At 72.5% G+C, this 24,015-nt stretch carries 22 protein-coding genes and 1 pseudogene; 12 read left to right on the top strand and 11 right to left on the bottom strand.

Going from position 1 to position 24,015, the window contains the following annotated elements:
* Positions 1 to 15: 15 nt before the first annotated feature.
* The gene (locus tag ACSU6M_RS31505; protein ID WP_437074345.1) at positions 16 to 1,110 is read right to left on the bottom strand and encodes a hypothetical protein; all 1,095 of its coding nucleotides are present in this window, start codon (positions 1,108 to 1,110) and stop codon (positions 16 to 18) included.
* Positions 1,111 to 1,213: 103 nt separating this feature from the next.
* Positions 1,214 to 1,402, bottom strand: coding sequence for a hypothetical protein (locus ACSU6M_RS31500; protein ID WP_437074344.1), 189 nt, complete (start codon positions 1,400 to 1,402; stop codon positions 1,214 to 1,216).
* Positions 1,403 to 1,611: 209 nt separating this feature from the next.
* Here ACSU6M_RS31500 and ACSU6M_RS31495 point away from each other — a divergent pair, with 209 nt between their 5' ends.
* Positions 1,612 to 2,163 carry a hypothetical protein gene (locus ACSU6M_RS31495; protein ID WP_437074342.1) on the top strand — a complete coding sequence of 184 codons (552 nt, stop codon included), beginning with the start codon at positions 1,612 to 1,614 and terminating at the stop codon, positions 2,161 to 2,163.
* Positions 2,164 to 2,173: 10 nt separating this feature from the next.
* Here the strand turns inward: ACSU6M_RS31495 and ACSU6M_RS31490 are convergent, their stop codons facing one another.
* Together ACSU6M_RS31490 and ACSU6M_RS31485 are read right to left on the bottom strand one after the other, a co-directional pair.
* Positions 2,174 to 2,455, bottom strand: a complete 282-nt coding sequence (locus tag ACSU6M_RS31490; protein WP_437074341.1) for a hypothetical protein — start codon at positions 2,453 to 2,455, stop codon at positions 2,174 to 2,176.
* Positions 2,456 to 2,582: 127 nt separating this feature from the next.
* Positions 2,583 to 3,017 (bottom strand): OsmC family protein, encoded by a 435-nt coding sequence (locus tag ACSU6M_RS31485; RefSeq protein WP_437074339.1) that lies wholly within the window; start codon positions 3,015 to 3,017, stop codon positions 2,583 to 2,585.
* Positions 3,018 to 3,401: 384 nt separating this feature from the next.
* On the opposite strand from ACSU6M_RS31485, the gene ACSU6M_RS31480 reads away from it, so the two are divergent.
* From ACSU6M_RS31480 to ACSU6M_RS31465, 4 genes are read left to right on the top strand one after another with little or no spacing between them, the layout of a single operon-like run.
* A complete protein-coding gene (locus tag ACSU6M_RS31480; RefSeq protein WP_437074337.1) occupies positions 3,402 to 4,715 on the top strand; it encodes an ABC transporter substrate-binding protein in 1,314 nt (437 codons plus the stop codon).
* A 14-nt stretch (positions 4,716 to 4,729) separates the two neighbouring features.
* Positions 4,730 to 5,719: a carbohydrate ABC transporter permease gene (locus tag ACSU6M_RS31475; RefSeq protein ID WP_437074336.1), complete on the top strand. Its 990-nt coding sequence runs from the start codon at positions 4,730 to 4,732 to the stop codon at positions 5,717 to 5,719.
* A gap of 31 nt (positions 5,720 to 5,750) precedes the next feature.
* Complete coding sequence (locus tag ACSU6M_RS31470) at positions 5,751 to 6,590, top strand: carbohydrate ABC transporter permease (RefSeq protein ID WP_437075430.1); 840 nt, start codon at positions 5,751 to 5,753, stop codon at positions 6,588 to 6,590.
* Between the two features lie 42 nt (positions 6,591 to 6,632).
* Complete coding sequence (locus ACSU6M_RS31465; protein ID WP_437074335.1) at positions 6,633 to 8,006, top strand: GH1 family beta-glucosidase; 1,374 nt, start codon at positions 6,633 to 6,635, stop codon at positions 8,004 to 8,006.
* A gap of 39 nt (positions 8,007 to 8,045) precedes the next feature.
* Here ACSU6M_RS31465 and ACSU6M_RS31460 read toward each other — a convergent pair.
* Positions 8,046 to 9,067, bottom strand: a pseudogene (locus tag ACSU6M_RS31460) (LacI family DNA-binding transcriptional regulator).
* A 177-nt stretch (positions 9,068 to 9,244) separates the two neighbouring features.
* On the opposite strand from ACSU6M_RS31460, the gene ACSU6M_RS31455 reads away from it, so the two are divergent.
* Positions 9,245 to 11,428, top strand: a complete 2,184-nt coding sequence (locus ACSU6M_RS31455; protein WP_437074334.1) for a discoidin domain-containing protein — start codon at positions 9,245 to 9,247, stop codon at positions 11,426 to 11,428.
* 177 nt (positions 11,429 to 11,605) lie between these two features.
* Here ACSU6M_RS31455 and ACSU6M_RS31450 read toward each other — a convergent pair whose 3' ends face one another.
* A complete protein-coding gene (locus tag ACSU6M_RS31450; RefSeq protein WP_437074333.1) occupies positions 11,606 to 13,363 on the bottom strand; it encodes a DUF2637 domain-containing protein in 1,758 nt (585 codons plus the stop codon).
* 188 nt (positions 13,364 to 13,551) lie between these two features.
* Between ACSU6M_RS31450 and ACSU6M_RS31445 the strand changes: the two genes are divergently transcribed.
* A complete protein-coding gene (locus tag ACSU6M_RS31445; RefSeq protein ID WP_437074332.1) occupies positions 13,552 to 14,127 on the top strand; it encodes an SMI1/KNR4 family protein in 576 nt (191 codons plus the stop codon).
* Here the strand turns inward: ACSU6M_RS31445 and ACSU6M_RS31440 are convergent.
* Positions 14,114 to 14,599, bottom strand: a complete 486-nt coding sequence (locus ACSU6M_RS31440; protein ID WP_437074331.1) for a hypothetical protein — start codon at positions 14,597 to 14,599, stop codon at positions 14,114 to 14,116. The two genes, ACSU6M_RS31445 and ACSU6M_RS31440, sit on opposite strands and share 14 nt — an antisense overlap.
* A 46-nt stretch (positions 14,600 to 14,645) precedes the next feature.
* Here ACSU6M_RS31440 and ACSU6M_RS31435 point away from each other — a divergent pair, with 46 nt between their 5' ends.
* Positions 14,646 to 14,786 (top strand): helix-turn-helix domain-containing protein, encoded by a 141-nt coding sequence (locus tag ACSU6M_RS31435; RefSeq protein ID WP_437074329.1) that lies wholly within the window; start codon positions 14,646 to 14,648, stop codon positions 14,784 to 14,786.
* Between the two features lie 17 nt (positions 14,787 to 14,803).
* On the opposite strand, the gene ACSU6M_RS31430 is transcribed toward ACSU6M_RS31435, so the two are convergent.
* Positions 14,804 to 15,949 carry an RNA polymerase sigma factor gene (locus ACSU6M_RS31430; RefSeq protein ID WP_437075429.1) on the bottom strand — a complete coding sequence of 382 codons (1,146 nt, stop codon included), beginning with the start codon at positions 15,947 to 15,949 and terminating at the stop codon, positions 14,804 to 14,806.
* 8 nt (positions 15,950 to 15,957) lie between these two features.
* Entirely contained in the window at positions 15,958 to 16,365 is a 408-nt protein-coding gene (locus ACSU6M_RS31425; RefSeq protein WP_437074328.1) for a YciI family protein, read from the bottom strand.
* Positions 16,366 to 16,591: 226 nt separating this feature from the next.
* On the opposite strand from ACSU6M_RS31425, the gene ACSU6M_RS31420 reads away from it, so the two are divergent.
* Positions 16,592 to 17,950 (top strand): alkaline phosphatase PhoX, encoded by a 1,359-nt coding sequence (locus ACSU6M_RS31420; RefSeq protein ID WP_437074326.1) that lies wholly within the window; start codon positions 16,592 to 16,594, stop codon positions 17,948 to 17,950.
* A gap of 286 nt (positions 17,951 to 18,236) precedes the next feature.
* Positions 18,237 to 18,812 (top strand): tellurite resistance TerB family protein, encoded by a 576-nt coding sequence (locus ACSU6M_RS31415; RefSeq protein WP_437075427.1) that lies wholly within the window; start codon positions 18,237 to 18,239, stop codon positions 18,810 to 18,812.
* 81 nt (positions 18,813 to 18,893) lie between these two features.
* Here ACSU6M_RS31415 and ACSU6M_RS31410 read toward each other — a convergent pair whose 3' ends face one another.
* Entirely contained in the window at positions 18,894 to 19,046 is a 153-nt protein-coding gene (locus tag ACSU6M_RS31410; protein ID WP_437074324.1) for a hypothetical protein, read from the bottom strand.
* A gap of 689 nt (positions 19,047 to 19,735) precedes the next feature.
* Here ACSU6M_RS31410 and ACSU6M_RS31405 point away from each other — a divergent pair.
* Positions 19,736 to 20,455, top strand: a complete 720-nt coding sequence (locus tag ACSU6M_RS31405; RefSeq protein ID WP_437074322.1) for a VOC family protein — start codon at positions 19,736 to 19,738, stop codon at positions 20,453 to 20,455.
* Between the two features lie 49 nt (positions 20,456 to 20,504).
* On the opposite strand, the gene ACSU6M_RS31400 is transcribed toward ACSU6M_RS31405, so the two are convergent.
* Positions 20,505 to 21,503, bottom strand: a complete 999-nt coding sequence (locus ACSU6M_RS31400) for a GlxA family transcriptional regulator (RefSeq protein WP_437074320.1) — start codon at positions 21,501 to 21,503, stop codon at positions 20,505 to 20,507.
* 174 nt (positions 21,504 to 21,677) lie between these two features.
* Here ACSU6M_RS31400 and katG point away from each other — a divergent pair, with 174 nt between their 5' ends.
* On the top strand, positions 21,678 to 23,837 hold the full coding sequence (katG, locus tag ACSU6M_RS31395; RefSeq protein WP_437075426.1) for a catalase/peroxidase HPI: 2,160 nt from the start codon (positions 21,678 to 21,680) through the stop codon (positions 23,835 to 23,837).
* Positions 23,838 to 24,015 lie beyond the last annotated feature (178 nt).

Genomic DNA, 24,015 nt, shown 5'->3' with positions numbered 1-24,015 from the left:
GCCGGTACGGGGCGCCTAGTCGCCGCCGCCTCCCCCGCCGCCGCCGTCACCGCCTCCGCCGCCGCCGTCACCGCCGTCACCGCCACCGCCGTCGCCCGCGCCGGAGTCGCCGCCCTCGCCGCCGTCCGCGCCCCAGCCGTCGGCGGCGCCGGATTCGTTGTCCTCGCCGCCGCTGCCGAGGTTGCTGAACCAGACGCGGTCCCACCACGCGTCGGGGGCGATCGGCTCACCGACGGCCGCCCGGCGCCGCTCGGCGCGGAACCGGGCCGCGCCCGTGGTGTCGCCGATGCCGAAGGTGACGGCGAAGGCATGGGCCATGACGGCGTCCAGCGGGTCGGGGCTCTCGTAGGACACCGGTGACAGCGGCAGCACGACGCTGCCCGGCTCGGGACGCGGCCGTCCCCGGGGACGGGACAGCAAGGCGACACGGCGTCCGTCGCGCAGCAGCCACGAGGCGTCGGAGCTCTCCCGCCGCAACTCCCAATGCTGTCCGGGCAGTCGGACCTCCACGCGCCGCTTGGACTTGCGCAGCCTCTTCTCCAGGCTGAGCTCCGCGGGGACGTCGCCGACGGTGAGCCGCAAGCCCTGGGAGGGATCGTCGCCGGCGCGGTGGAAGCCGTAGGGTGCCCGGATCCGTACGACGGGAGCGCCCGGTCCCCAGACGTCCACGCGCACCAGACTGCGGTCCACCGCGACGGCGATCGGCCCGGCGGGTCCCGGCGCGAACCGGCGGGCGATCCACAGCGGTACGCCCTCGGCGCGGGCCCGGTCCGCGAGGGCGGCCACCTGCTGGGGCCCGCCGCACGCCCACAGCGCCAACTCCCCCAGCGCGCGGGCGAACTGCGCCGCCTGCCGCACCTTCAGCGGCCTGCAGGTGCCGGTCGCACGGGTCACCGGGACGACGCCCGGCCCGTCCGGCAGCCGCTGCAGCGGCCGTTCCGTGCCACCGCCGCCCAGCCACTGGCCGCGCCGGAAGGCGTCCGCCATCGCGAGGAGGTTCAGTTCGCTCAGCGGCGTCCGCCGGCCGCCCCTGCGCAGCCCGTCGCCGGTCAGCTCGACGGTCCGTGCGAGGGGGTTGCGCGATCGCTCCCCGTAGAGCACCTGGTTCATGACATCCCCCGTTCGTCCGTTCGCCCGTTCGTTCGCGGTGGGCCGGCCGCACACAGAGAGGGGTCCCGACGGCCTGGCGGTTCCCGTGCCGCCGAGGTCGGCCTCACCGGCCCCGGTCGGCGGAGGGGCGGGCGTCGTCCGTGGCTTCGGGCAGCCGCCCCGCGCCGTAGTCGAGGCCGCGCGCCGTCCTCACGAGGGACGCGAGGGGGTCCGGGCGGAAGGGGCACCGGCGGACGGCGGCCCAGGCCGCTCGCCGGGCGGTGTTCCAGAGCCGCCGGAACGGGGATCGCAACGCGTCGAGAGTCATGGCCGTCGAGGAGCTTTCGCGAGCGGGGCGGCTTCTCCACCGAGAAGGAACATTTCAGCGGTATTCGCCATGGTTCGCCACCCCTTCCGATGCATAGAAATATCTACCAACATGAACCTCCCGAGTCCGAAGGTCCTGGCAGTCAGGGGGAAGTGCGCCCTGTTCGCGGGGCCGACGGATACCGGAGGTGCGCCATGCGACAACCCGCCCGGCAGGCCGTGGAGTGGCTGTCCGCCGCTGCGCGTGACCCCCGCGAGTGCAAGCGGCAGTGGCGGTCGGGCGCCGGGGTCGCGGTACTGGCCTGCGGGCGGTTCTGGGACGTGCTGAGCGTTCCGGAGGCGCTGGGCGTGCCGGCCCTGGACGCGCTGCTGTGCATTCCGCAGGCGCCGGGCCCCGCGCTCGCCGACGCCGATGCCCGCCGGGTGGCGTTCTTCCTGCCACCGGACCCGCACGGCCAGTGGATCGGTCCCGATGTGCGCTATCTGGGCCGGGGCGCGCAGATCGTGGCGCCCGCGCCGGACGGCGCCGCGAGGCGGCTGCGCTGGCTGGTCCCGCCGGACGGTCTCGGGACGCTGTTCGTGCCCGCCGCGGTGGAGCTCGCCCTCCAGCACGCGCTCGCCTCGCTCGCCGCCCAGGCCCAGGCGCAGCGCCGGTGCCCCACCTGCGGGGCGCCGACGGCCGGGGCGGTGCCCGACGGCGGTCGGCGCCGTGGCCGGGGACGCGGAGACGGCGGCCCCGCACGGTGAACCGGCTCCGTCAGCGGGCGACCACCAGGCCGGCGATGCGCTCGCCCCGGCCGTCGGGCGGTCTCAGGGCGGGGGCGGGCAGCTCACGCGACGCCCGGACGGCGGCGACCAGGGCGTCCCACTGGGCGTCGGGGGCGCCGGGCACCATCCGTCCGGCGGCCTGCCACTCCCCGAGCAGGGCGGCGTAGATCGGGGGGTACGCCGGGGGCGGCGGCCCGGCTGACGCGCTGGGGCGGTCGCGTCGGCTCTCGCCCGCCAGAACGAGGCTTCCGGTGCTGACTGTGCGGTCCATGCTGCTGCCAACGCGCCCGCACGACCGGGCGGTACGCCCGGCGTCCCGCATGACCCGCATCGGTGGAACCGGTGTCCCTCGTTAGGGGCCATGTGCTTGTCGTACTCCCCCGTCGCCCGTAGGACCCTCAGGCGTCCTCCACCGTGGCGGTGACGGGTGTGCCGATCTCGACGGTACGGCTGACCGTGCACAGCCGGTCGTGCGAGGTCTTGACGGCCCTCGGCAGGATCGCCCGGGCGCGCTCGGCTCCCTCGCCGTCGGGGAAGGAGACCGAGAAGGTGACGTTCAGATCGGTGAGGCGGTTGCCGAGATCGTCGCTGATCTTGTGGCCGCTCACCGCGATGCTGAACCGGTCCGGCTCGGCGTGGCGGCTGGTGGCGATGTCCACGTCCACCGCCGTGCAGCCCGCGATGGCGGCGAGCAGCAGCTCCACCGGGGTGAACTGGGCGTCGTCGTCGCCGGCGCTGCCGAAGGAGAGGGTCCCGCCGCGGGCGTTCGTGGCGACGAAGTGACCGGTGCTGGTGCGCTCCACCGTGACGGAACGCAGCGTGTCGTCTGTCATGCCGCGACCCTAACTCCGCCGGTACGGCTTCCGCCCGCCGCTTCACGGCCTACCCCGCTGACAGCCCCCTGGGCGGCCCGCCGCCCGGACCGCCGCTGACCGGCCGAACAGCCGCGCCCCGCCCGCACGTCCGGGCGCGCCACCGAGACCCAACCGTTGCACAAGGGCGGCGCACCCCTCGCGCCGCAGGTCATGGCCCGTGCCGGAGCCGACGGCAGGCGCTCCGCTCCCCTCGTGCGCACGAGCTCCCCGCTGCCGGGGCCTTGACGCGCACGGCGCGCGGCCATTTAACTCACGGCGTAAATTAAGCCGTTACGGCGAGCCGGGCGGGGCATCTCGCCGTTCCGGTCGACCACGCCTTCCCGAAAGGGTCCTTGAGGAGCCATGCGCAGAATCAGAGCCGCGGCCGCCAGTGCTGTCACCTTGTCCCTCGCCCTCGTCACCGCGGCCTGCGGCGGCGGTTCCTCCTCCGGCGGCGGGGACGGCGACCCCAAGACCCTGACGTACTGGGCGTCCAACCAGGGCGCCAGCATCGAGGTCGACAAGAAGGTCCTCCAGCCGGAGCTCGACAAGTTCGAGCGGCAGACCGGCATCAAGGTGAAGCTGGAGGTCGTGCCCTGGTCCGACCTGCTCAACCGGATCCTCACCGCCACCACCTCCGGCCAGGGCCCGGACGTGCTGAACATCGGCAACACCTGGTCCGCCTCGCTCCAGGCGACCGGCGCCCTGCTGCCCTGGGACGCCGAGACCTTCGGCAGGATCGGCGGCAAGGACCGCTTCGTCGAGTCGGCGCTGGCCTCGACCGGAGCGGCCGGCCAGGACCCCGCCGCCGTCCCGCTGTACTCCATGGCCTACGCCCTCTACTACAACAAGAAGATCCTCGCCGACGCGGGTGTCGCCCGACCGCCCGCCACCTGGGCGGAGTTGATCGAGGCGGGCAGGAAGATCCAGGCCGACGGCAAGCAGGTACTGGGCGCGGAGGGCGCCAACCCGGCCGAGAACGTCCACCACGTCTTCACCTTCGCCAAGCAGCACGGCGCGGACTTCTTCACCCCCGACGGCAAGCCCGACTTCACCTCAGACGGCGTGGTCACCGCGGTGAAGCAGTACGTCGACCTGATGGCCAAGGACAAGGTCATCCCCGTCGGCAACGCCGAGTACGCGCAGAACCAGTCGGTGTCCGACTTCGCCAGGGGGAAGACGGCCATGCTGCTGTGGCAGTCCGCCTCCGCCAACCTCAAGTCCCAGGGCATGAGCGAGGACGCCTACGGCATCGCCCCGGTCCCCGTCCAGTCCGGCACCCCCGGCACCGGCACCCAGGTCAACTCGATGGTCGCGGGCATCAACCTGGCCGTGTTCAAGAACACCGACAACCTCGACGGCGCCACCGAGTTCGTGAAGTTCATGACCAGCGACACCGAGCAGAAGATCCTCAACCAGGCGTACAGCTCCATCCCGCCGGTCAAGGCCGCCCAGCAGGACCCCGCGTTCAACACCCCCGCCAACGCCGTGCTGAAGCAGACCCTGGCCACCAGTGCCGCCGCCCTGCCGCAGGTCGCCGACGAGTCCCAGTTCGAGACGGCGGTCGGTACGGCCGTCAAGGAGCTGTTCGCCGACGCGGCCGCCGGCCGCGAGGTGACCGAGGCATCGGTGAAGGCGGCCCTGGAGAAGGCCCAGCAGCAGATGCCCGCGAAGTAAGAGCGAAGCCCTCCATGACCACGACCGTCACCTCCCCGCAGCAGGCGGTGGAGCCGCGCAAGACCCCCGGAGCGGGCCCGAAGAAGCCCCGCTCCGGGCGGCTGCGCCGCGTCTCCCTGCCGTATCTGCTGCTGCTCCCCGCGCTGGTCCTCGAACTCCTCGTGCACCTCGTGCCGATGCTCATGGGCATCGTCATGAGCTTCAAGGAGCTGACCCAGTTCTATATCCGCGACTGGGTCGCCGCCCCCTGGTCCGGCTTCGACAACTTCTCGATGGCGGTGGACTTCGACGCCCCCGTCGGCGAGGCCCTGCTGAGGTCCTTCCTCACCACCTGCCTGTTCACCGTCTGCTCGGTGGGCCTGTGCTGGCTGATCGGCACGGCCGCGGCGATCTTCCTCCAGGAGAGCTTCCGCGGCCGGGGCCTGCTGCGCACCCTGTTCCTGGTGCCGTACGCCCTGCCGGTCTACGCGGCCGTCATCACCTGGGTGTTCATGTTCCAGCACGACAACGGCCTGGTGAATCACGTCCTGCACGACCAGCTGGGCCTCACCGACAAGCCCTCGTTCTGGTTGATCGGCGACAACGCCTTCTGGTCGCTGCTGACCGTGTCGGTGTGGAAGGGCTGGCCGTTCGCCTTCCTGACGCTGATGGCCGGGCTGCAGAACATCCCCCGTGACCTCTACGAGGCCGCGGCCCTGGACGGGGCGGGTGTGTGGAAGCAGATCCGCCACATCACCCTGCCCTCGCTGCGGCCGGTGAACCAGGTGCTGGTGCTGGTGCTGTTCCTGTGGACGTTCAACGACTTCAACACGCCGTACGTGCTGTTCGGCAAGGCGGCCCCCGAATCCGCCGACCTGATCTCGGTGCACATCTACCAGACGTCGTTCCAGACCTGGAACTTCGGCACCGGCTCGGCGATGTCGGTCCTGCTGCTGCTGTTCCTGCTCGTCGTGACCGCTGTCTATCTGCTGGTCACCAACCGGGGAAGGAAGGCCCGTGCCTGACACCTCGCGACCGCGTGCCGTCCGCTCACCCATGGCCGCTCCCCGGTCGTTCCTGTGGAGCCGGCGGATCTTCCTCACCCTGCTGACCGGGTTCGTGATGCTGCCCGTGTACGTGATGATCTCCAGCTCGCTGAAGCCGCTGGCGGACGTCTCGGGGAAGTTCCAGTGGGCCCCGTCGGAGCTGACCCTGCGGCCGTACGTCGACATCTGGGAGACCGTCCCGCTCGCGGACTACTTCGTGAACTCGCTGATCGTCTCGGTGGCCGCCACGGTCTGCTCGGTGGTGATCGCGGTGTTCGCCGCGTACGCGGTCAGCCGCTACGACTTCCGCGGCAAGCAGGTCTTCACGGTCACCGTGCTGTCCACGCAGATGTTCCCCGGCATCCTGTTCCTGCTGCCGCTGTTCCTCATCTACGTCAACATCGGCAACGCCACCGGCATCGCGCTGTTCGGCTCGCGCGGCGGGCTGATCCTCACGTATCTCACGTTCTCGCTGCCGTTCTCGATCTGGATGCTCATCGGGTACTTCGAATCCATCCCGCGCGATCTCGACGAGGCCGCGAAGGTCGACGGGTGCGGTCCGCTCGGGGCGCTGTTCCGGGTGATCGTGCCGGCGGCGGTGCCCGGCATCATCGCGGTCGCCGTGTACGCCTTCATGACCGCGTGGGGCGAGGTGCTGTTCGCCTCGGTGATGACGAACGACACCACCCGCACCCTCGCCGTGGGCCTGCAGGGCTACTCCACCCTCAACGACGTGTACTGGAACCAGATCATGGCCGCCTCGCTGGTCGTCAGCGTCCCCGTGGTCGCCGGATTCCTCATGCTCCAGCGGTATCTCGTCACCGGCCTCACCGCGGGCGCCGTGAAGTAGTGCCCCTCCTTCTTTCCCTTGTTCCTTCCTGAGAGGTTCTCCGTGTCCGATTCCGCAGCCCCGCACGATCTCGACCTGGCCGCCTTCCCGGCGGACTTCACCTGGGGCACCGCGACCTCCGCCTACCAGATCGAGGGCGCGGTGGCCGAGGACGGCCGCGCCCCCTCCATCTGGGACACCTACGCGCACACACCCGGCCGGGTCGACAACGACGACCATGGGGATGTGGCGTGCGACCACTACCACCGCTGGCCCGAGGACATCGCGCTGATGAAGGAGCTCGGCGCCGGCGCCTACCGGATGTCCGTGGCCTGGCCGCGCGTCCTGCCCGGCGGCGACGGTCCCGTCAACACCGCGGGCCTGGACTTCTACGACCGGCTCGTGGACGCACTGCTGGAGGCCGGCATCACCCCGTCCGTCACCCTCTACCACTGGGACCTGCCCCAGGCGCTCCAGGACCGCGGCGGCTGGCCCGAGCGCGACACGGCCGAGCACCTCGCCGCGTACGCCTCCGTCGTCGCGGGCCGGCTCGGCGACCGGGTCACCCAGTGGGCCACGCTCAACGAGCCGCTGTGCTCCGGCTGGATCGGGCACCTGGAGGGCCGGATGGCACCCGGCCTCACCGATCTGACCGCCGCCGTACACGCCTCGTACCATCTGCTGCTCGCGCACGGACTGGCCGTGCAGGCGGTCCGGGCCGCCGCGCCCGGCGCGCGGATCGGCCTGGTGACCAACCACTCCACCGTCGAACCGGCCTCCGCGAGCGAGGAGGACGCCGCCGCGGCCGTCCGCATGGACGGCCACGGCAACCGCTGGTGGCTCGACCCGGTCCACGGGCGCGGCTTCCCGGCCGACATGCGCGAGCTGTACGGCGTGGACCTGCCCGAACGACCGGGCGACCTGGAGGTGATGGCCACCCCGACCGACTGGCACGGGCTGAACTACTACTTCCCGTCCGTCGTCGCCGACGACCCCGAGGGTCCCGTCCCGTACGCCCGTGAGGTGCGGGTCCCCGGCGTGCCGCGCTCCGGGATGGACTGGCCGGTGGACGCGGCCGGACTGGAGGGCATGCTGCTGCGCCTGACCGAGGACTACGGGGTGCGCCGGATCTACGTCACCGAGAACGGCTCGGCGTACCCGGACACGGTGGCCGCCGACGGCAGCGTGCACGACCCCGAGCGGGTGCGGTACCTGGAGGAGCACCTCGCCGCCTGCGCCCGCGCGATCCGCAAGGGCGTTCCGCTGGCGGGCTACTACGCCTGGTCGCTGCTGGACAACTTCGAGTGGGCGTACGGCTACGACAAGCGCTTCGGGCTGGTCCACGTCGACTACGCGACGCAGAAGCGCACCGTCAAGAGCAGTGGCCGCCGCTACGCGGAGATCATCCGCGCCCACCGCGTCGCGGCCGGGGCCTGAGCTCCTGACCGGGGCGCGGCACGGTCAGGGGCGCCCCGGTCAGGCCGATGCCCGGACCACGAGGACCGGTTCGAACAGCACCGAGGCACCTGCCGCGGTGCGGGTGCGGAGCCGGTCGACGAGCAGCCGGGCCATCGCCGCGGCCATCTCCTTCACCGGCTGACGCACCGTCGTCAGGGCGGGCCGGCACTCGGTCGCGGCGCGGGAATCGTCGAAGCCGACCACGGCCACGTCGCCGGGCACGTCGAGTCCGTGCTCGCGCGGGTACTGGCACGCGCCCTGGGCCATCAGGTCGTTCGCGGCGAACACCCCGTCGGCACCGGGTGTTCGGCGAGCAGCCGGGCCATCACCTGTCTGCCGCTCTCCACGGTGAAGCGCCCCTCGGCCACCGGCACGCCGGTGCCACCGGCCGCGGCCAGGGCCCGCAGGAAGCCGTCGAGGCGCTGCCGGGCGGCCGGTGCGGAGTCCGGGGCGGCGATGGTGGCGAGGCGGCGGCAGCCGCGGGCGAGCAGATGCCGGGCCGCGAGCCGGGCGCCGGCCTCGTTGTCGAGGTCCACGAAACCGGCCCCGAGGCCCGCCGCGGGGCTGCCGAACAGCACCGTCGCGACGCCCGCGGCGACCAGCATGCCGGGCAGCGGGTCGTCGGCGTCGAGCGGGACCACCATGGCCCCGTCGGCGGCGCCCTGCCCCAGGTACTCCACCACCTGCGCCCTGGCCCGCTCCGACTCGACCACCAGCAGCACCGGCTGCACCCCGCGCTCCCGCGGGAAGCCCGCCGCGCCGTCCACCACGCGTCCGAAGAACGGGTCGGCGAAGGCGCGGGCGGCGAAGGCGTCGCCCGAGGCGGAGAGCACCAGCGCCACCGCGCCCGTGCGGCGCGTCACCAGGGAGCGGACCGCCTGGTTGGGCGTGTACCCGGTGCGTTCGACGGCCCGGCGCACCGCTTCCTGGATCCCCGGATCCACCTTGCGCACCCCGTTGGCCACCCGCGACACGGTCGCGCGCGACACCCCGGCCTCGCGCGCGACGTCCTCCGCGTCGGTCCTCTCTTCGCCACCCAAGGCACCTCGACGCGCTGTCGCCGAGCCGGTACGGGCAGGCGTCGCCGAATGATCCGAGCCTTAACGCAAGACGAAAGAAAAGCGCCGCACGACGCTTGACCGGCCACCGACAGGACGGGCAAGGTTCCCCGGAGAGCGCTCTCCCACCATCCCCTGTGTCAATGACTAGGAGCACCCATGCCTCCAGTCGGGATCCCGCCGGCCCTCCGGCGTTCCTCCCCGGCAGCCAGACGCGCCACCGCAGGCGCTCTGGTCTCCACCCTGATCGGCACCCTGCTCGCGCTCGGCCCGGCCGGTCCGGCCGGCGCCGCCGACACCCTGCTCTCCCAGGGCCGCACCGCCACCGCCTCCTCCACCGAGGCCGCGGCCTTCCCCGCCTCCGCCGCCGTCGACGGCGACCTCACCCGCACCCGCTGGTCCAGCCAGTGGAACGACAACCAGTGGTTCCAGGTGGACCTGGGCCGCAGCGCCACCGTCAGCCGGGTCGTCCTCACCTGGGAGGCGGCGTACGGCAAGGCGTACGACATCCAGCTGTCCGACAACGGCACCGACTGGCGCACCGTCAGATCCGTGACCTCCGGCGACGGAGGCACCGACGACCTCGCCGTCTCCGGCACCGGCCGCTACGTCCGCCTCCAGGGCGTCGCCCGCGGCACCGGCTACGGCTACTCGCTGTGGGAGTTCCAGGTGTACGGCGCCGGGGACACCACCCAGCTGCCGGGCGGCGGGGACCTCGGCCCCAACGTCCATGTCATCGACCCGTCCACCCCCGACATCCAGGGCAAGCTGGACGCGGTGTTCCGGCAGCAGGAGTCGGCGCAGTTCGGCAGCGGCCGGCACGCCTTCCTGTTCAAGCCGGGCACGTACCACAACCTCAACGCGCAGATCGGCTTCTACACCCAGATCGCGGGCCTCGGCCTCAAGCCCGACGACACCCTGATCAACGGTGACATCACCGTCGACGCGGGCTGGTTCAACGGCAACGCCACCCAGAACTTCTGGCGCGGCGCCGAGAACCTCGCGGTCAACCCGGTCAACGGCACCAACCGCTGGGCCGTCTCGCAGGCATCCTCCTTCCGCCGGATGCACGTCAAGGGCGGCCTCAACCTCGCCCCCAACGGCTACGGCTGGGCGAGCGGCGGCTACATCGCCGACTCCAAGATCGACGGACAGGTCGGCAACTACTCGCAGCAGCAGTGGTACACGCGGGACAGCTCCATCGGCGGCTGGTCCAACTCCGTGTGGAACCAGGTCTTCTCGGGCACCGTGGGCGCACCGGCCAACAGTTTCCCCGAGCCGCGCTACACCACCCTCGCCACCACCCCGATCTCACGGGAGAAGCCGTTCCTCTACCTGGACGGCAACGAGTACAAGGTCTTCGCCCCCGCCCTGCGCACCAACGCCCGCGGCACCACCTGGGAGTCCGGCACCCCGCAGGGCCAGTCCCTCCCGCTGAGCCGCTTCTACGTGGTCAAGCCCGGCACCACCGCGGCGACCATCAACCAGGCGGTGGCGCAGGGCCTGCACCTGCTGTTCACGCCCGGCGTCTACCACGTCGACCAGACGATCCAGATCAACCGGCCCGACACCATCGTGCTCGGCCTGGGTCTCGCCACGATCGTCCCCGACAACGGCGTCACCGCGATGCGCGTCGCCGACGTCGACGGCGTCCGCCTGGCCGGCTTCCTGATCGACGCCGGTCCGGTCAACTCCCCCACCCTGCTGGAGGTCGGTCCGCAGAACGCGAGCGCCGACCACTCCGCCAACCCCACCACCGTCCAGGACGTCTACCTCCGCATCGGCGGCGCGGGCGCGGGCAAGGCCACCACCAGCCTGGTCGTCAACAGCGACGACACGATCGTCGACCACACCTGGGTCTGGCGCGCCGACCACGGCGAGGGCGTCGGCTGGGAGACCAACCGCGCCGACTACGGGGTCCGCGTCAACGGCGACGACGTGCTGGCCACCGGCCTGTTCGTGGAGCACTTCAACAAGTACGACGTCGAGTGGTACGGCGAACGCGGCCGCACGATCTTCTTCCAGAACGAGAAGGCGTACGACGCCCCGAACCAGGCCGCGATCCAGAACGGCACCACCAAGGGCTACGCCGCCTACCGCGTCGACGACTCGGTGAACACCCACGAGGGCTGGGGCATGGGCAGCTACTGCTACTACAACGTCGACCCGACGATCAGGCAGGACCACGGCTTCAAGGCCCCGGTGAAACCGGGCGTGAGATTCTACAGCCTGCTGACCGTCTCGCTCGGCGGCAACGGCCACTTCGAGCACGTCATCAACGACACGGGCGCCCCCACCGAGGGCACCGCGACCATCCCGTCGACCGTCGTCTCCTACCCCTGACGGTCCCGCCGGGTCACACCCCCCACTGGCGTGACCCGGCGCCGGCCCGTCCGAAGCGGAGCCAAAGGGGAGGGCGTGGCCAGGCGACCGGGCCCGGCGGGGCCGTCTCCCACCTGGGAGGAACGACCGGTTCTCGGGCGGCAGAACGACGCCTCCCGGTTCTGCGCGCTCCGGTGGCTACGGCTGCGCGTCCGCGCGGTGTCCGGCGAGCGCCAGCCATCGTCGTTCGAAGTCGGCGGCCTCCTGGGCGATGTACTCGGCCGCGACGGGCCGGTTGTACTGGGCGGTGATGCCGCGGGCCGTGCACGCCCGGGCGACTTCCTCGGCGGAGGGCCGGTCGACGTGCGTACGGTACGAGGCCCAGACGCCGTAGACGCGCCAGCGCAGGAAGTGGCGGCGCAGGCTCGACGGGCCGACCGGCTTTCCGGCCCGCCCCAGCAGCCCCTGCTCGGCGAGGTAGGCGGACAGTTGCTCGTCGCTGGGTTCGGCGCCGTGCTCGTCCTGGTACGCGGTCCAGGCCAGGTAGTAGCGGTCCGGGAGCGTCAGCTCCGCTCCCCCGGCGTCGGCATCGGTCTCCGGCGTGGTGGCCGGTTCCGTGCCCTCGGGGTCGGCGGGGGCGGCTGCCTGTGCCTGCTGCTCGCGTTCCAGGATGGCGGTGAGGTAGTCGGCGACGTCCTCGCCGGTGAGGGGCGCGCCGTCGGCGCCCGTGACGCCGTCGCGGCGGTGCACGTAGGCGGCGAGTTCGTCCGCGTCCGGGTGGGTGCCCGTCTCCTCGCCGTAGGTACGCCAGGCGTTGTGGAAGTAGTCGAACCACTCGTCGGTGGGCGGCTGCTCCGCGCCGGGGGCGCTGTCCTCGGGGGCGTAGCGCTCCTTGAGCGCCTGGAGCAGCGGCTGCACCTGCTCCTCGGAGAGCGGGGCGCCGGTCGCGGTGGAGAGGCCGAGGGTGTCGCGGAGCCAGAACGCCCACTGGGCGGCGGTGGGCTCGATCTGGAACTGGTCGACGAAGGAGGCGTAGGCGTCGGCGAACCGTTCCACGGTCGCGTCGGTGGGCTCCAGTGGCCGCGGCGCGGCCTGGGCGGGCTGGTCCCCGGTCGCCGGCTGACCCGCGTCGTGGTTGCCGGCCAGCTCCTGGCGCTGCCCGCCGAGAGGTGCCGCTCCCTGCGGGACGGGCGCCGCCCCGGCGGCACGACTGCCGGCAGCGGCGGCACCCGCCACCACACGGGCCCCCGCGGGCTCCAGCGCCGGCTGCGGGGCCGGCGGGATCAGTGCCGGTTCGATGCCCGCCGCCGCCAGGCCCGCCGGGGCCGTCTCCGCCAGCGGGACGCCGTAGCGGGCCAGACGCAACGGCATCAACGACTCCACCGGCGCCTTGCGCCGCCAGAAGCGGCCGAAGCGCGAGCGGAGGCGGGCCTGGTAGACGAGGCGTTCCTGTTCGAGCTTGATGACCTGGTCGTAGGAGCGCAGCTCCCACAGCTTCATCCGCCGCCAGAGCAGGAAGGTGGGGATGGGGCTGAGGAGCCAGCGGGTGAGGCGGACGCCCTCCATGTGCTTGTCGGCGGTGATGTCCGCGATGCGGCCGACGGCGTGGCGGGCGGCCTCGACGGCGACGACGAACAGGACCGGGATGACGGCGTGCATGCCGACGCCGAGGGGGTCGGGCCAGGCGGCGGCCCCGTTGAAGGCGATGGTGGCGGCGGTCAGCAGCCAGGCCGTCTGGCGCAGCAGGGGGAAGGGGATGCGGATCCAGGTCAGCAGCAGGTCCAGGGCGAGCAGGACGCAGATCCCGGCGTCGATGCCGATCGGGAAGACGTAGGAGAAGTCCCCGAAGCCCTTCTTCAGGGCCAGCTCGCGCACCGCGGCGTAGGAGCCCGCGAAACCGATGCCGGCGATGATCACGGCACCGAAGACGACCACGCCGATGAGAACGCGGTGCATCCGTGTCAGCTGTATGGGCGCGGCCACCCGTACTCCCCTCCCACTGCATGCTGTCCTGAAGCAGTCGACGTACGCCGCTCCCTGTGCCCCTCCGATGAACAGCGTTCACCCTGTCACACCGCGCCGGGGCCCACACAGCCGGGCCGTGTCGGGAGGGGCTGTCAGTGGTGTCTGGCACGCTGCCTGCCATGACTGACGATCTCATCGGCACGCAGCGGCCGACGCGTCGTATCACGGAGCCGGACGAGGCGATCGCGGCGCTGGAGCGCGCTGTGCCCGGACTGACGAACCACCGCCGGCCGGCGCCCGCCGTACTCGACTGGGCCGTGCTGGAGGACGGCCTGGGCACCGCGCTCCCCGCCGACTACAAGCGGCTCGCGGAGTGGTACCCGACGTTCGCGCTCGGCGACTTCCTCCTGGTCGGCCTTCCCGAACCCGGTGCGGAGCACCACCGGCTCCGCGGTATCCGGGGCGAGCTCCAGGAAGTCGTCCAGGAATGGTGGGAGGCGGACATGTCGATCGGCCTGCGCCCGCACCCGGCGCCGGGCGGCCTGCTGCCCTGGGCGGGCTCCAACGAGGGCGACGTACTGCTGTGGACCACCACGGGGGACGGCCCGCGGGACTGGCCCGTCACCGTCGCCTCCCGCAACGGCGGCTGGTGGCACTACGAGGCCGGAGCCGTCCAGTTCCTCGCCGAGTACTGCTCCGGGGCGCTGGAGGCGTGGGCGCTGCCCTCGATCGAGCCTCGGGTCACTCCCTGCTGAACCGCCTGCCCCGGCGCTGCTTCAGGCCGGCTCCGGCGGTGGCGCGGATGCGCTTGGTGCGGCCTCGGTCGGCGAGCAGTTCCAGGGCCTCGGTGCTCGCGCCCGGGTCGGCGGCGATCTTGAGCTGGAGCCAGTCGGACGCGGCAGACAGGTCGTCCTGCTGCCAGGGCAGCCGGAGGACGACGGCCCGGAAGAGGGACCACTCGCACAGGCGCCGGGTCAGAAAGTCGTCGTCGTGGACGGCCTGGGCGCATGCCTGCGCCCACTGCTCGTAGGCAGGGCCTGCGTACAGGTCCGCGGCCCGGCGGTCCAGGTGCCGCAGCACCGCGGAGCGGGCCATCGCCGGGACCGGATCGGCGAGGACGCGCCGCACCAGGCCCATCTCGTCCGCGTCGCCGACCCGCCGCAGCTCGTCCAGGTAGTCCGCGAACCGGCGGTGCTCGTCGGGCTCGTGCGCCTCGGCGTGTTCCATGCGGCCACACCGTACCGGTGGCCCGTCCACCGCCGGGAACGGGCCCGTGGGCGCAAGCCGGGAGACGGTGCACCGGCTGCTCGGGGAGCCGCGCGACCGGGGTGTGGTGCGCATCGGCCGCCGCAGCCTCGAGATCCTCCGTCCCGGCCTGTTGCGCGCCGTCGCCGGGACGGAGCGGGACGGCTGACCGCCATGTCGCTGCCGTCAGCCATGCCGGACGGCGTTGAGCCGCGCCGCCTGCCGTGTCAGGTGGTCGCGCTCGGCGAGGTTGGGGGCCTTGTGGGCCGCCTCGGCGTAGAGGCGGGCCGCCGTGGACAGGTCGCCGGCGCGCTCGTGGAGGTAGGCCGCGGCCGCGGTGTGGCGGGGCAGTGTGTCGTCCAGTGCCGCGAGCTCGGCGAGTCCGGCGCGCGGGCCGTCGGCCTCACCGACGGCGACCGCGCGGTTGAGGCGGACGACGGGGCTGTCGGTCAGGCGGGCGAGCTCGTCGTACCACTCGACGATCTGCACCCAGTCGGTCTCCTCGGCGGTGGGCGCGTCGGCGTGCAGTGCGGCGATGGCGGCCTGGGCCTGGTACTCGCCGAGCCGGTCGCGGGCGAGGGCGGACTGGAGGATCTCGACGCCCTCGGCGATCATCCGGGTGTCCCACCGGGCGCGGTCCTGCTCGGCGAGCGGCACCAGGCTGCCGTCGGGGGCGGTACGGGCGGCGCGCCGGGCGTGGTGGAGCAGCATGAGGGCGAGCAGACCCGCGACCTCGGGGTGGTCGATCGCGGCCGCGAGCTGCCGGGTGAGCCGGATGGCCTCGGCGGCGAGGTCGATGTCGCCGGAATAGCCCTCGTTGAAGACCAGGTAGAGGACGCGCAGCACGGTGGCCACGTCGCCGGGCCGGTCGAACCGTACGCCGGAGACGGTGCGCTTGGCACGGCTGATCCGCTGCGCCATGGTCGCCTCGGGCACGAGGTATGCCTGGGCGATCTGGCGCGTGGTGAGGCCGCCGACGGCGCGCAGGGTGAGCGCGACCGCGGACGACGGGGTCAGGGACGGGTGGGCGCACAGGAAGTACAGCTGGAGCGTGTCGTCGACGCAGGGCACCGGGCCGGGCGGCGGCTCCTCCTCGACGAGGTCCTCCCGCCGGCGGCGGGCGGCCTCCGAGCGGGCCTGGTCGAGGAACTTGCGCCAGGCCACGGTGACCAGCCAGCCCTTGGGGTCCCGCGGCGGGTCGGCCGGCCAGACGCGGAGGGCCTCGACGAGGGCGTCCTGGACGGCGTCCTCGGCCGCCGCGAAGTCGGCTCCGCGGCGGACGAGGACGGCGAGCACGCCCGGCGTGAGGCTCCTGAGCAGGGCCTCGTCCATGGCGGCGGTCACTCCGTGATGGTGGGCGGCGCGGCCAGGAACGGACGCACCTCCAGCCACTCGTGGATCGGCCTGCCGCCCGCGCCGGGGGCGGCGGACAGTTCCCCGGCCAGCTCGACGGCGCGCTCGTAGCTGTCGACGTCGATGATCATCCAGCCGGCGATGAGGTCCTTGGTCTCGGCGAACGGGCCGTCCGTGACCGGCGGGCGCCCCTCGCCGTCGTAGCGGACCCACGTGCCCTCGGGGGCGAGCGCCTGGCCGTCGACGAACTCGCCGGTCTTCTCCAGCCGGGCCGCGAAGTCGCTCATGTACTGCATGTGCGCCGAGATCTCCTCGGGCGTCCACTGCTCCATGGGCACGTTGTTGACCGGTGCCGGGGCGCCGCGGTAGTGCTTCAGCAGCAGGTACTTGGCCATGGTGTCTCTCCTCGGTGCTGTGCGGCCCATTCTGGCCGCCTTCACCCCTGGGACGGAGCCGGTCCCGCGTTCTCGACATCGCCGCCCAAGATTTTTCCCGGAGTGGGTTCACCAGAGGTTGGCTCACCGATCACCTTACGTTCGGGGGCCCATGGGGGCTTAATTCCAAGGGTGACTGGCGCCGCCCCCCCCTCTTCTGACAGTTCGTCGCATCGAGAGGACACCCATGACCGACACGTCCGCGGGCAGACCGACCGGTTCCGGCTTCGAACGACGCACGCTGCTGCGCGGGGCGGCGGTGGCCGCGGCCGCCTCCGTCCCCTTCCAGGCCCTCGCCGCGCGTACGGCGGCGGCCGCTCCGGTCAAGCTCGCATTCGACCCCGGCTACGGCCCGTTGCGGCCCGTCAAGGACCAGGCGACCGGGCTGGAGCTGCTCCAGCTGCCGCGCGGGTTCGAGTACATCTCCTACGGCTGGACGAACGACCTCATGGACGACGGGGTGCGCACGCCGAGCACCCATGACGGCATGGCGGCCTTCCGCCACGGCGACAAGGTCCACCTCGTGCGCAACCACGAGATCGCCGCCGGCACCCCCTTCACCGCGCCGGCCTACAACACCGGCGCGGGCGGCGGCACCACGACGCTGGTCTTCGACCCGGACGCGGGTGAGTGGCTGGAGTCGTACGGCAGTCTGGGCGGGACCATGCGCAACTGCGCCGGCGGGCCGACCCCGTGGAAGACCTGGCTCACCTGCGAGGAGTCCTTCACCACGGTCGCCGGCAAGCGCCACGGCTACATCTTCGAGGTGCCCTCGCAGGGCAAGGGCAACCCCGAGCCGTACCGGGCGATGGGCCGGTTCCTGCACGAGGCGGTCGCCGTGGACCCGGCCACGGGCTACGTCTACGAGACGGAGGACCGCCCCAACGCCTCGCTGTACCGCTTCGTCCCGGCGGTGCCCGGCGAGCTGGCCAAGGGCGGCCGGCTGGAGGCGCTGTGCATCGGCGGCGCGTCGTACGACACCCGCCTGGACGGCGAGCGCTCCTACGGCAGGGTCTCCTGGGTGCCGGTGGACGACCCGGACCCGGCGACGGACACGGTCCGCGCGCAGGCGCAGGCCAAGGGCGCCGCGGTGTTCAGCCGGCTGGAGGGCGCCTGGTACGGCAACGGGCGCATCTACGCGATCACCACCGACGGCGGCCCCGTCCGGCAGGGCCAGGTGTTCGAGCTGGACCCGTGCACCGACGAGCTGCGGGTGCTGTTCGCCTCGCCCGGTGCCGACGTCCTGAACAACCCGGACAACATGTGCGTCAGTCCGCGCGGTGGCCTGGTGCTGTGCGAGGACGGCAGCGGGCTGGAGTACGTCCACGGGCTGACCCCCGAGGGCGAGATCTTCCGGTTCGCCGCCAACAACGTGGATCTGCGCGGCGGGACCGCCGGCAAGAACGTTCCGGCGGCCGATCACCGGGCCTCGGAGTGGGCCGGTTCGGTGTTCGAGCCGAAGAACGGCCGCTGGCTGTTCGTGAACGTCCAGCTCCCCGGCATCACGTTCGCCATCACCGGACCCTGGGTGCGCGGCGCGCTGTGACGTCCCCGGCCGCCGGCGGTACGCGGGTCACGGGCCGGGGTGGGTGAGACCCGCCCGGCCTCGTCGGTCGTCCGGGTCCACCGTGTGGATCCGGGCGGCCGGTCCGGCTCGGGTGCTGGGCGCACCTGAGGTGCGAGGCCCTGAGGTGTGCGCTCCTCCGGCGGAGCCCCGGGTGGCCGATCCGCCGTTCGTGGGGCAGATCCCCGAGGGGTGGAACTTCTTCGCCGGGGCAGCCGTTCCCACGACGACGGACGGTGACGAGACGGCAGAGGCCGAGGTGGCTCGCATGGCGATGTGGGATCGGATCAAGGACCAGGCGAAGAGCCTGCAGCAGCAGGCCCAGGGCGCTCAGGGCGGGCACGGCGGACCGGCGCACGGCGGGCCCGGCGGCATGGGCTCGAGGTCGGGGTCGGGCAGAGGTTCGAAGGCCCAGTTGGTGAGCACGCTCAAGTCGCAGCTGACCTCTTTGAAGACGGAACTGAAGAGCGGGGCGTTCCGGGACGCCAGCATGGCGATGTGCGCCCTGGTCGCGGCGGCCGACGGGTACGTGGACCAGACGGAGCGGCAGCATGTGGAGTCGCTGATCCTGAACAACGACGTCCTGGCGAACTTCCCGTCGGAGCAGCTGCGCCAGCTCTTCAACAAGCATGTCGACCAGCTGGCCTTCGACTTCCCGCAGGGCAAGGCGCAGGTCCTCCAGGAGATCGCCAAGGCCGCGAAGAAGCCGACGGAGGCGCGGGCCGTCGTGCAGACGGGCATCGTCATCGCGGGCGCGGACGGCTATGTCGCGCCGGCCGAGGAGCAGGTGCTGCGCGAGGCGTGCGCGGCGCTCGGGCTGTCGCCCCAGGAGTTCGGGCTCTGACACGGAGGCGCTGCCACCGGGGCGGTGCCGCAGCGCCGGGTTCCGGGATCGCACGGGCCCCTCGTCAAGGCGATCGCACGACTACCAGATCAGGCACCAGTAGTCGCCGTGGCTGCCGATGCCGATCCGGATGCCCTGCGGTACGAGGGCCGGGTCCGGCCTGCCCACGGCCGACATCGAGCACTCCGGGTCACCGACAGCGCCCGCGGCCGCCATCCGCTGGGCGGCGGCCACCGCGGTCGGAGAGGTGAACCATGTCGTCGTCGCCCGGGCGGTGGCCGGGGGCTCGGGTGCCGGGGAGGACGGCGCCGATGGGGCCGGGGTGGGGGTGGGCCGCGGGATCGGCGTGGTCGGCGGATGGGACGGCGTGAGCTGTCCGGTGCCGGGCGTCCTGGGAGGCGCCGGGGTTCGCGGGGGCGTGGAGGCGGGCGCGGGCGCGGAGCTGTGCGGCGGCGTCGCGGTCTCCCGAGGTGCGGGGGTGTCCGCGGGGGACGGCGTCCGCGGAGGTGACGGCGTCCGCGGTGCCGACGGCTGCGTACCGGCAGGGCGTGACGACGAGGTCGGCGCCGGCTCCGGCGTCCAGGACGGCAAGGGGACCGGCGTCGGCAGGGACAGGTCGGCCGACCGCGTCGCAGCGGGCCGGGCAGGGTCCCCGTCCCGTGCCACCAGCGCCCAGGTCCCGGTCCCGGCCAGGGCCAGCGCGGCCACGGCCCCCGCGATCCAGGGAGCCCGTCGGCGTGGGCGTCGGTGACGGCTCACACCGCCCACTGTCCTCGGGCCGACCGGTGATCTCAACCGCTGGCACACAGGCGGAGCCGCAGCTCACGGCCACCGTCACCGCACGTGGGCCCCGTACTACCCGCCGTCGTCGCGGCAGCGGAAACCCGAGTGCGGCGGCCGCACGCCGCCCCTAGGCTGCCGCAATGACCTGTCACCTGTTCGCCCTCTGCATCGACGCGCACGACCCGCTGCGGCTGGCGCGCTTCTGGTCGGGGGTACTGGGCCGCGAGCTGACCGAGGATCCGCGGGAAGGTGTGCTGCTCCCGCCCGACGACGACGCCTCGCTCAGGCTGCGGTTCGTCCCGACGCGACAGCCCAAGACCGTGCAGAACCGGCTCCACTTCGACCTGGCCAGTGCCGCCGAGGGCGACCAGCAGCGGACGGTGGCCAGGGCCCTGGAGCTCGGCGGCCGGCACATCGACGTCGGTCAGCGCCCCGAGGAGGGTCACGTGGTGCTGGCCGACCCCGAGGGCAACGAGTTCTGTGTCATCCCGGCGGGCAACGCGTTCCTCGCCGGCTGCGGAGTCATCGGCGCGCTGGCCTGCGACGGTTCGCAGCAGGTCGGGTACTTCTGGAGTCAGGCGCTCGGGTGGCCGCTGGTGTGGGACCAGGACGAGGAGACGGCGATCCAGTCGCCCCGCGGGGGTACGAAGATCACCTGGGGTGGGCCGCCGCTGATGCCGAGGGGCGGCGACAGGGACCGGCTGCGTTTCGACCTCGCTCCCGACGCCGGCGTCCCGCAGGAGACCGTCGTCGAGCGCCTGGTCTCCCTCGGGGCCGCCCGCCTCGGTCCCGGCCCGGACGCGTTCGGAGCGGTGCGGATGACCGATCCCGACGGCAACGAGTTCCGGGTGCTGGCGTAGCTCCGGGGGGTGTCTCGTCGATCGGGCCGGGCCTGATCGACGAGACGCCCTAGGGACCGCCGGGTCCACCGGCCCCGTCAGCGGACGCGCCCCGCATGGTGGCGCGGTAGTGCGACGGGGTGGTGCCGTAGTGGTCGGTGAACGCCTTGCGGAGGGCTTCCGCGGTGCCGAACCCGCAGCGGGCCGCCACCGAGGTCATGGGCAGGGTGGTGGAGGCGAGGAGCTGCGCGGCGGTCTCCGTGCGGACCGTGCGTACGTAGCGGCCCGGTGCCAGGCCGAGGTGCTGGGTGAACAGCCGGGTCAGGTGCCGCGGTGTCATTCCCGCGCGGGCGGCCAGCGCCACCGTGCTGAGGTCGGCGGCCGGATGGGCGGCGATGTGCTCGACGAGGGCGCGGACCGTGTCGTCGCGCGGCGCGGGGGCCGCGGTGAACATGCTCATCTGCGCCTGGTTGCCGGGGCGTTGCAGGTACACCACCAGGTGGCGGGCGACATGGCGGGCCAGTTCGGGGCCGTGGTCCTCCTCGATGAAGGCCAGGGTCAGGTCCAAGGCACTGGTGATGCCGGCGGCCGTGTACACGTTGCCGTCGCGGATCCACAGCGGGGCCGGGTCCACCGCGACGGCGGGGTGGCGGGCGGCCAGGTGGGGGGCGAACTGCCAGTGGGTGGTCGCTCTGCGGCCGTCGAGGAGTCCGGCGGCCGCGAGCACGCCCGCCCCCGTGCACACCGAGGCCACCCTGCGGCTCTCCCGCGCCAGCCGTCGGACGTGTCCGACGAGCCGGCCGTCGGCGGCGGCGCGTTCGACGCCCGTGCCTCCGGAGACGATCAGCGTGTCCAGCGGGCCCGTGGTGCGCTCCAGGGACGCGTCGCTGCTCAGCCTGAGGCCGGTCCCGCACCGGATCGGGCCGCCGCCCGGACCCACCACCCGCACCCGGTACGGCACGTCCGGGGCACCGAGCCCGTTGGCCATGGCCAGGCCCGTGGTCACACAGGCGATGTCCAGCAGTTCGGCCGCCTCGTACCCGACGACGACGATGTGACGCTCCCCCATACGCGTGACCCTATGCCGGAGGGCGGGGGAAGAGGGAGTCCTGTCGCCGAGGGATTCCCTGCGTGTTCTCGCGGCGACGCGCTGCCCGGTGCGCGACCATACGGACGCCCACCCAGAAAATACGGAGAAGGAAGAAGGGCGGACGTGTCCGGCAGCGAAAGCGAGAACCCAGCAATTCCCTCCCCGACCCCCCAGCAGACCCGACCGAGAACGAATCGGGACTGGTGGCCGAATCAGCTGGACCTTCAGGTTCTCCATCAGCATTCACCGGCGGCCAATCCGATGGACGAGGACTTCGACTACGCGCGGGAGTTCTCGACCCTCGATCTCGACGCACTGAAGCGGGACGTCGTCGAGGTGATGACGACGTCCCAGGACTGGTGGCCGGCCGACTACGGCCACTACGGGCCGCTCTTCATCCGGATGAGCTGGCACGCCGCGGGGACGTACCGCATCGCCGACGGCCGGGGCGGCGGCGGCTCCGGCGCCCAGCGCTTCGCCCCCCTGAACAGCTGGCCGGACAATGCGAGCCTCGACAAGGCGCGCCGGCTGCTGTGGCCGGTCAAACAGAAGTACGGCCGGAAAATCTCCTGGGCCGATCTGCTGGTGTTCGCCGGTAACTGCGCCATGGAATCGATGGGGTTCAAGACGTTCGGATTCGGTTTCGGCCGGGAGGACATCTGGGAGCCCGAGGAGATCTTCTGGGGACCGGAGGACACCTGGCTGGGCGACGAACGCTACAGCGGTGACCGGGAACTCGCGGGGCCATTGGGCGCCGTGCAGATGGGGCTGATCTACGTCAATCCGGAGGGCCCCAACGGGAATCCGGATCCGCTGGCCGCGGCGCGGGACATCCGCGAGACGTTCGGGCGTATGGCGATGAACGACGAGGAGACGGTCGCGCTCATCGTCGGCGGTCATACGTTCGGCAAGTGTCACGGCGCGGTCGACCCGTCGTACATCGGCCCGGAGCCGGAGGCCGCCCCGCTGGAGCAGCAGGGGCTCGGCTGGCGCAACACACACGGCACCGGTGTCGGCGTCCACGCGCTCACCAGCGGGCTCGAAGGCGCCTGGACCACCGAGCCGACGCGCTGGGACAACGGCTACCTGGACAACCTGTTCCGCTACGACTGGGAGCTGACCACCAGCCCCGCCGGAGCCAAGCAGTGGACTCCCACGGACCCGGCGGCCCAGGGCACCGTGCCCGACGCGCACGACCCGTCCAAGCGGCACGCGCCCATGATGCTGACCACGGACCTCGCGCTGAGGTTCGACCCGGTCTACGAGCCGATCGCCCGGCGGTTCCACGAGAACCCGGAGGAACTGGCGACGGCGTTCGCCAAGGCCTGGTACAAGCTGCTGCACCGCGACATGGGCCCGCTGTCGCGCTACCTCGGCCCGTGGGTCCCCGAGCCGCAGCTGTGGCAGGACCCCGTGCCCGAGGTCGACCACGAGCTGGTCACGGACGAGGACGTCGCCGCCCTCAAGCGGACGATCCTCGGCTCGGGGCTGTCCGTCCCCCAACTGGTCACCACCGCCTGGGCGTCGGCGGCGAGCTTCCGCGGCACCGACAAGCGCGGCGGCGCCAACGGCGCACGCATCCGGCTCGCCCCGCAGAAGGACTGGGAGGTCAACGACCTGCCGGAGATCTCCGAGACGCTGCGGACGCTCGAAGGGATCCAGCGGGACTTCAACGCCTCACAGACCGGCGGCAAGAAGGTGTCGCTGGCCGACCTGATCGTCCTCGGCGGCTGCGCGGCCGTCGAGCGGGCGGCGCGGGACGCCGGGTACGACATCACGGTCCCGTTCGCTCCGGGGCGCACGGACGCCTCGCAGGAGCAGACCGATGTGTCCACCTTCGACGTGCTCGAACCCAAGGCGGACGGCTTCCGCAACTACCTGCGGGCGGGCGAGAAGCTCTCCCCGGAGACCCTACTGCTGGACCGCGCCAACCTGCTGAACCTCACCGCCCCCGAGATGACCGTGCTGGTCGGTGGCATGCGGGCCCTGAACACCGGTTACCGAGGATCCCCGCACGGCGTCCTCACCCTGCGCCCGGAGACCCTCACCAACGACTTCTTCCTCAACCTGCTCGACCCGAGCACCGAGTGGAAGGCGTCGGCGGCCGAGGAGAACGTCTACGAGGGCCGCGACCGGGCCACCGGCGAGGTCAGATGGACCGCCACCGCCGTCGACCTCGTCTTCGGCGCGCACTCCCAGCTGCGCGCCCTGGCGGAGGTGTACGCCGCCCAGGACGGCGCCGACAAGTTCGTACGCGACTTCGTGGCCGCCTGGAACAAGGTCATGAACCTCGACCGGTTCGACCTGCGCTGACCCGGCGCCGGCGGCGCGGCGCCCGCGCACCGCGCCGCCGGGGCCGAGGAGCGGTGCCCCGGCGGCCGGGGCCGCAGTCGATCTGCTCCGTTGTGGAAGGCGTTGTCCGACGTGGGCTGTCCGGCCGGGCCGAGGTTCTGCTCGTGGGTGTACTGGTCCAGGGCGGCCTGGGCGTCGT

This window comes from Streptomyces sp. enrichment culture (assembly GCF_964272895.1).
Classification (GTDB): domain Bacteria; phylum Actinomycetota; class Actinomycetes; order Streptomycetales; family Streptomycetaceae; genus Streptomyces.
The sequence above is the reverse complement of the archived record's forward strand: the minus strand, read 5'-3'. Positions and strand labels throughout refer to the sequence as shown.

What these genes read in the sequence shown, in the direction of transcription:
- ACSU6M_RS31505 (WP_437074345.1), bottom strand. Translation starts at nt 1,110, where the DNA reads ATGAACCAGGTGCTCTACGGGGAGCGATCGCGCAACCCCCTCGCACGG.
- ACSU6M_RS31495 (WP_437074342.1), top strand. Translation starts at nt 1,612, where the DNA reads ATGCGACAACCCGCCCGGCAGGCCGTGGAGTGGCTGTCCGCCGCTGCG.
- ACSU6M_RS31490 (WP_437074341.1), bottom strand. Translation starts at nt 2,455, where the DNA reads ATGGACCGCACAGTCAGCACCGGAAGCCTCGTTCTGGCGGGCGAGAGC.
- ACSU6M_RS31485 (WP_437074339.1), bottom strand. Translation starts at nt 3,017, where the DNA reads ATGACAGACGACACGCTGCGTTCCGTCACGGTGGAGCGCACCAGCACC.
- ACSU6M_RS31480 (WP_437074337.1), top strand. Translation starts at nt 3,402, where the DNA reads ATGCGCAGAATCAGAGCCGCGGCCGCCAGTGCTGTCACCTTGTCCCTC.
- ACSU6M_RS31475 (WP_437074336.1), top strand. Translation starts at nt 4,730, where the DNA reads ATGACCACGACCGTCACCTCCCCGCAGCAGGCGGTGGAGCCGCGCAAG.
- ACSU6M_RS31470 (WP_437075430.1), top strand. Translation starts at nt 5,751, where the DNA reads ATGGCCGCTCCCCGGTCGTTCCTGTGGAGCCGGCGGATCTTCCTCACC.
- ACSU6M_RS31455 (WP_437074334.1), top strand. Translation starts at nt 9,245, where the DNA reads ATGCCTCCAGTCGGGATCCCGCCGGCCCTCCGGCGTTCCTCCCCGGCA.
- ACSU6M_RS31450 (WP_437074333.1), bottom strand. Translation starts at nt 13,363, where the DNA reads ATGCACCGCGTTCTCATCGGCGTGGTCGTCTTCGGTGCCGTGATCATC.
- ACSU6M_RS31445 (WP_437074332.1), top strand. Translation starts at nt 13,552, where the DNA reads ATGACTGACGATCTCATCGGCACGCAGCGGCCGACGCGTCGTATCACG.
- ACSU6M_RS31440 (WP_437074331.1), bottom strand. Translation starts at nt 14,599, where the DNA reads ATGGAACACGCCGAGGCGCACGAGCCCGACGAGCACCGCCGGTTCGCG.
- ACSU6M_RS31430 (WP_437075429.1), bottom strand. Translation starts at nt 15,949, where the DNA reads ATGGACGAGGCCCTGCTCAGGAGCCTCACGCCGGGCGTGCTCGCCGTC.
- ACSU6M_RS31425 (WP_437074328.1), bottom strand. Translation starts at nt 16,365, where the DNA reads ATGGCCAAGTACCTGCTGCTGAAGCACTACCGCGGCGCCCCGGCACCG.
- ACSU6M_RS31420 (WP_437074326.1), top strand. Translation starts at nt 16,592, where the DNA reads ATGACCGACACGTCCGCGGGCAGACCGACCGGTTCCGGCTTCGAACGA.
- ACSU6M_RS31415 (WP_437075427.1), top strand. Translation starts at nt 18,237, where the DNA reads ATGGCGATGTGGGATCGGATCAAGGACCAGGCGAAGAGCCTGCAGCAG.
- ACSU6M_RS31405 (WP_437074322.1), top strand. Translation starts at nt 19,736, where the DNA reads ATGACCTGTCACCTGTTCGCCCTCTGCATCGACGCGCACGACCCGCTG.
- ACSU6M_RS31400 (WP_437074320.1), bottom strand. Translation starts at nt 21,503, where the DNA reads ATGGGGGAGCGTCACATCGTCGTCGTCGGGTACGAGGCGGCCGAACTG.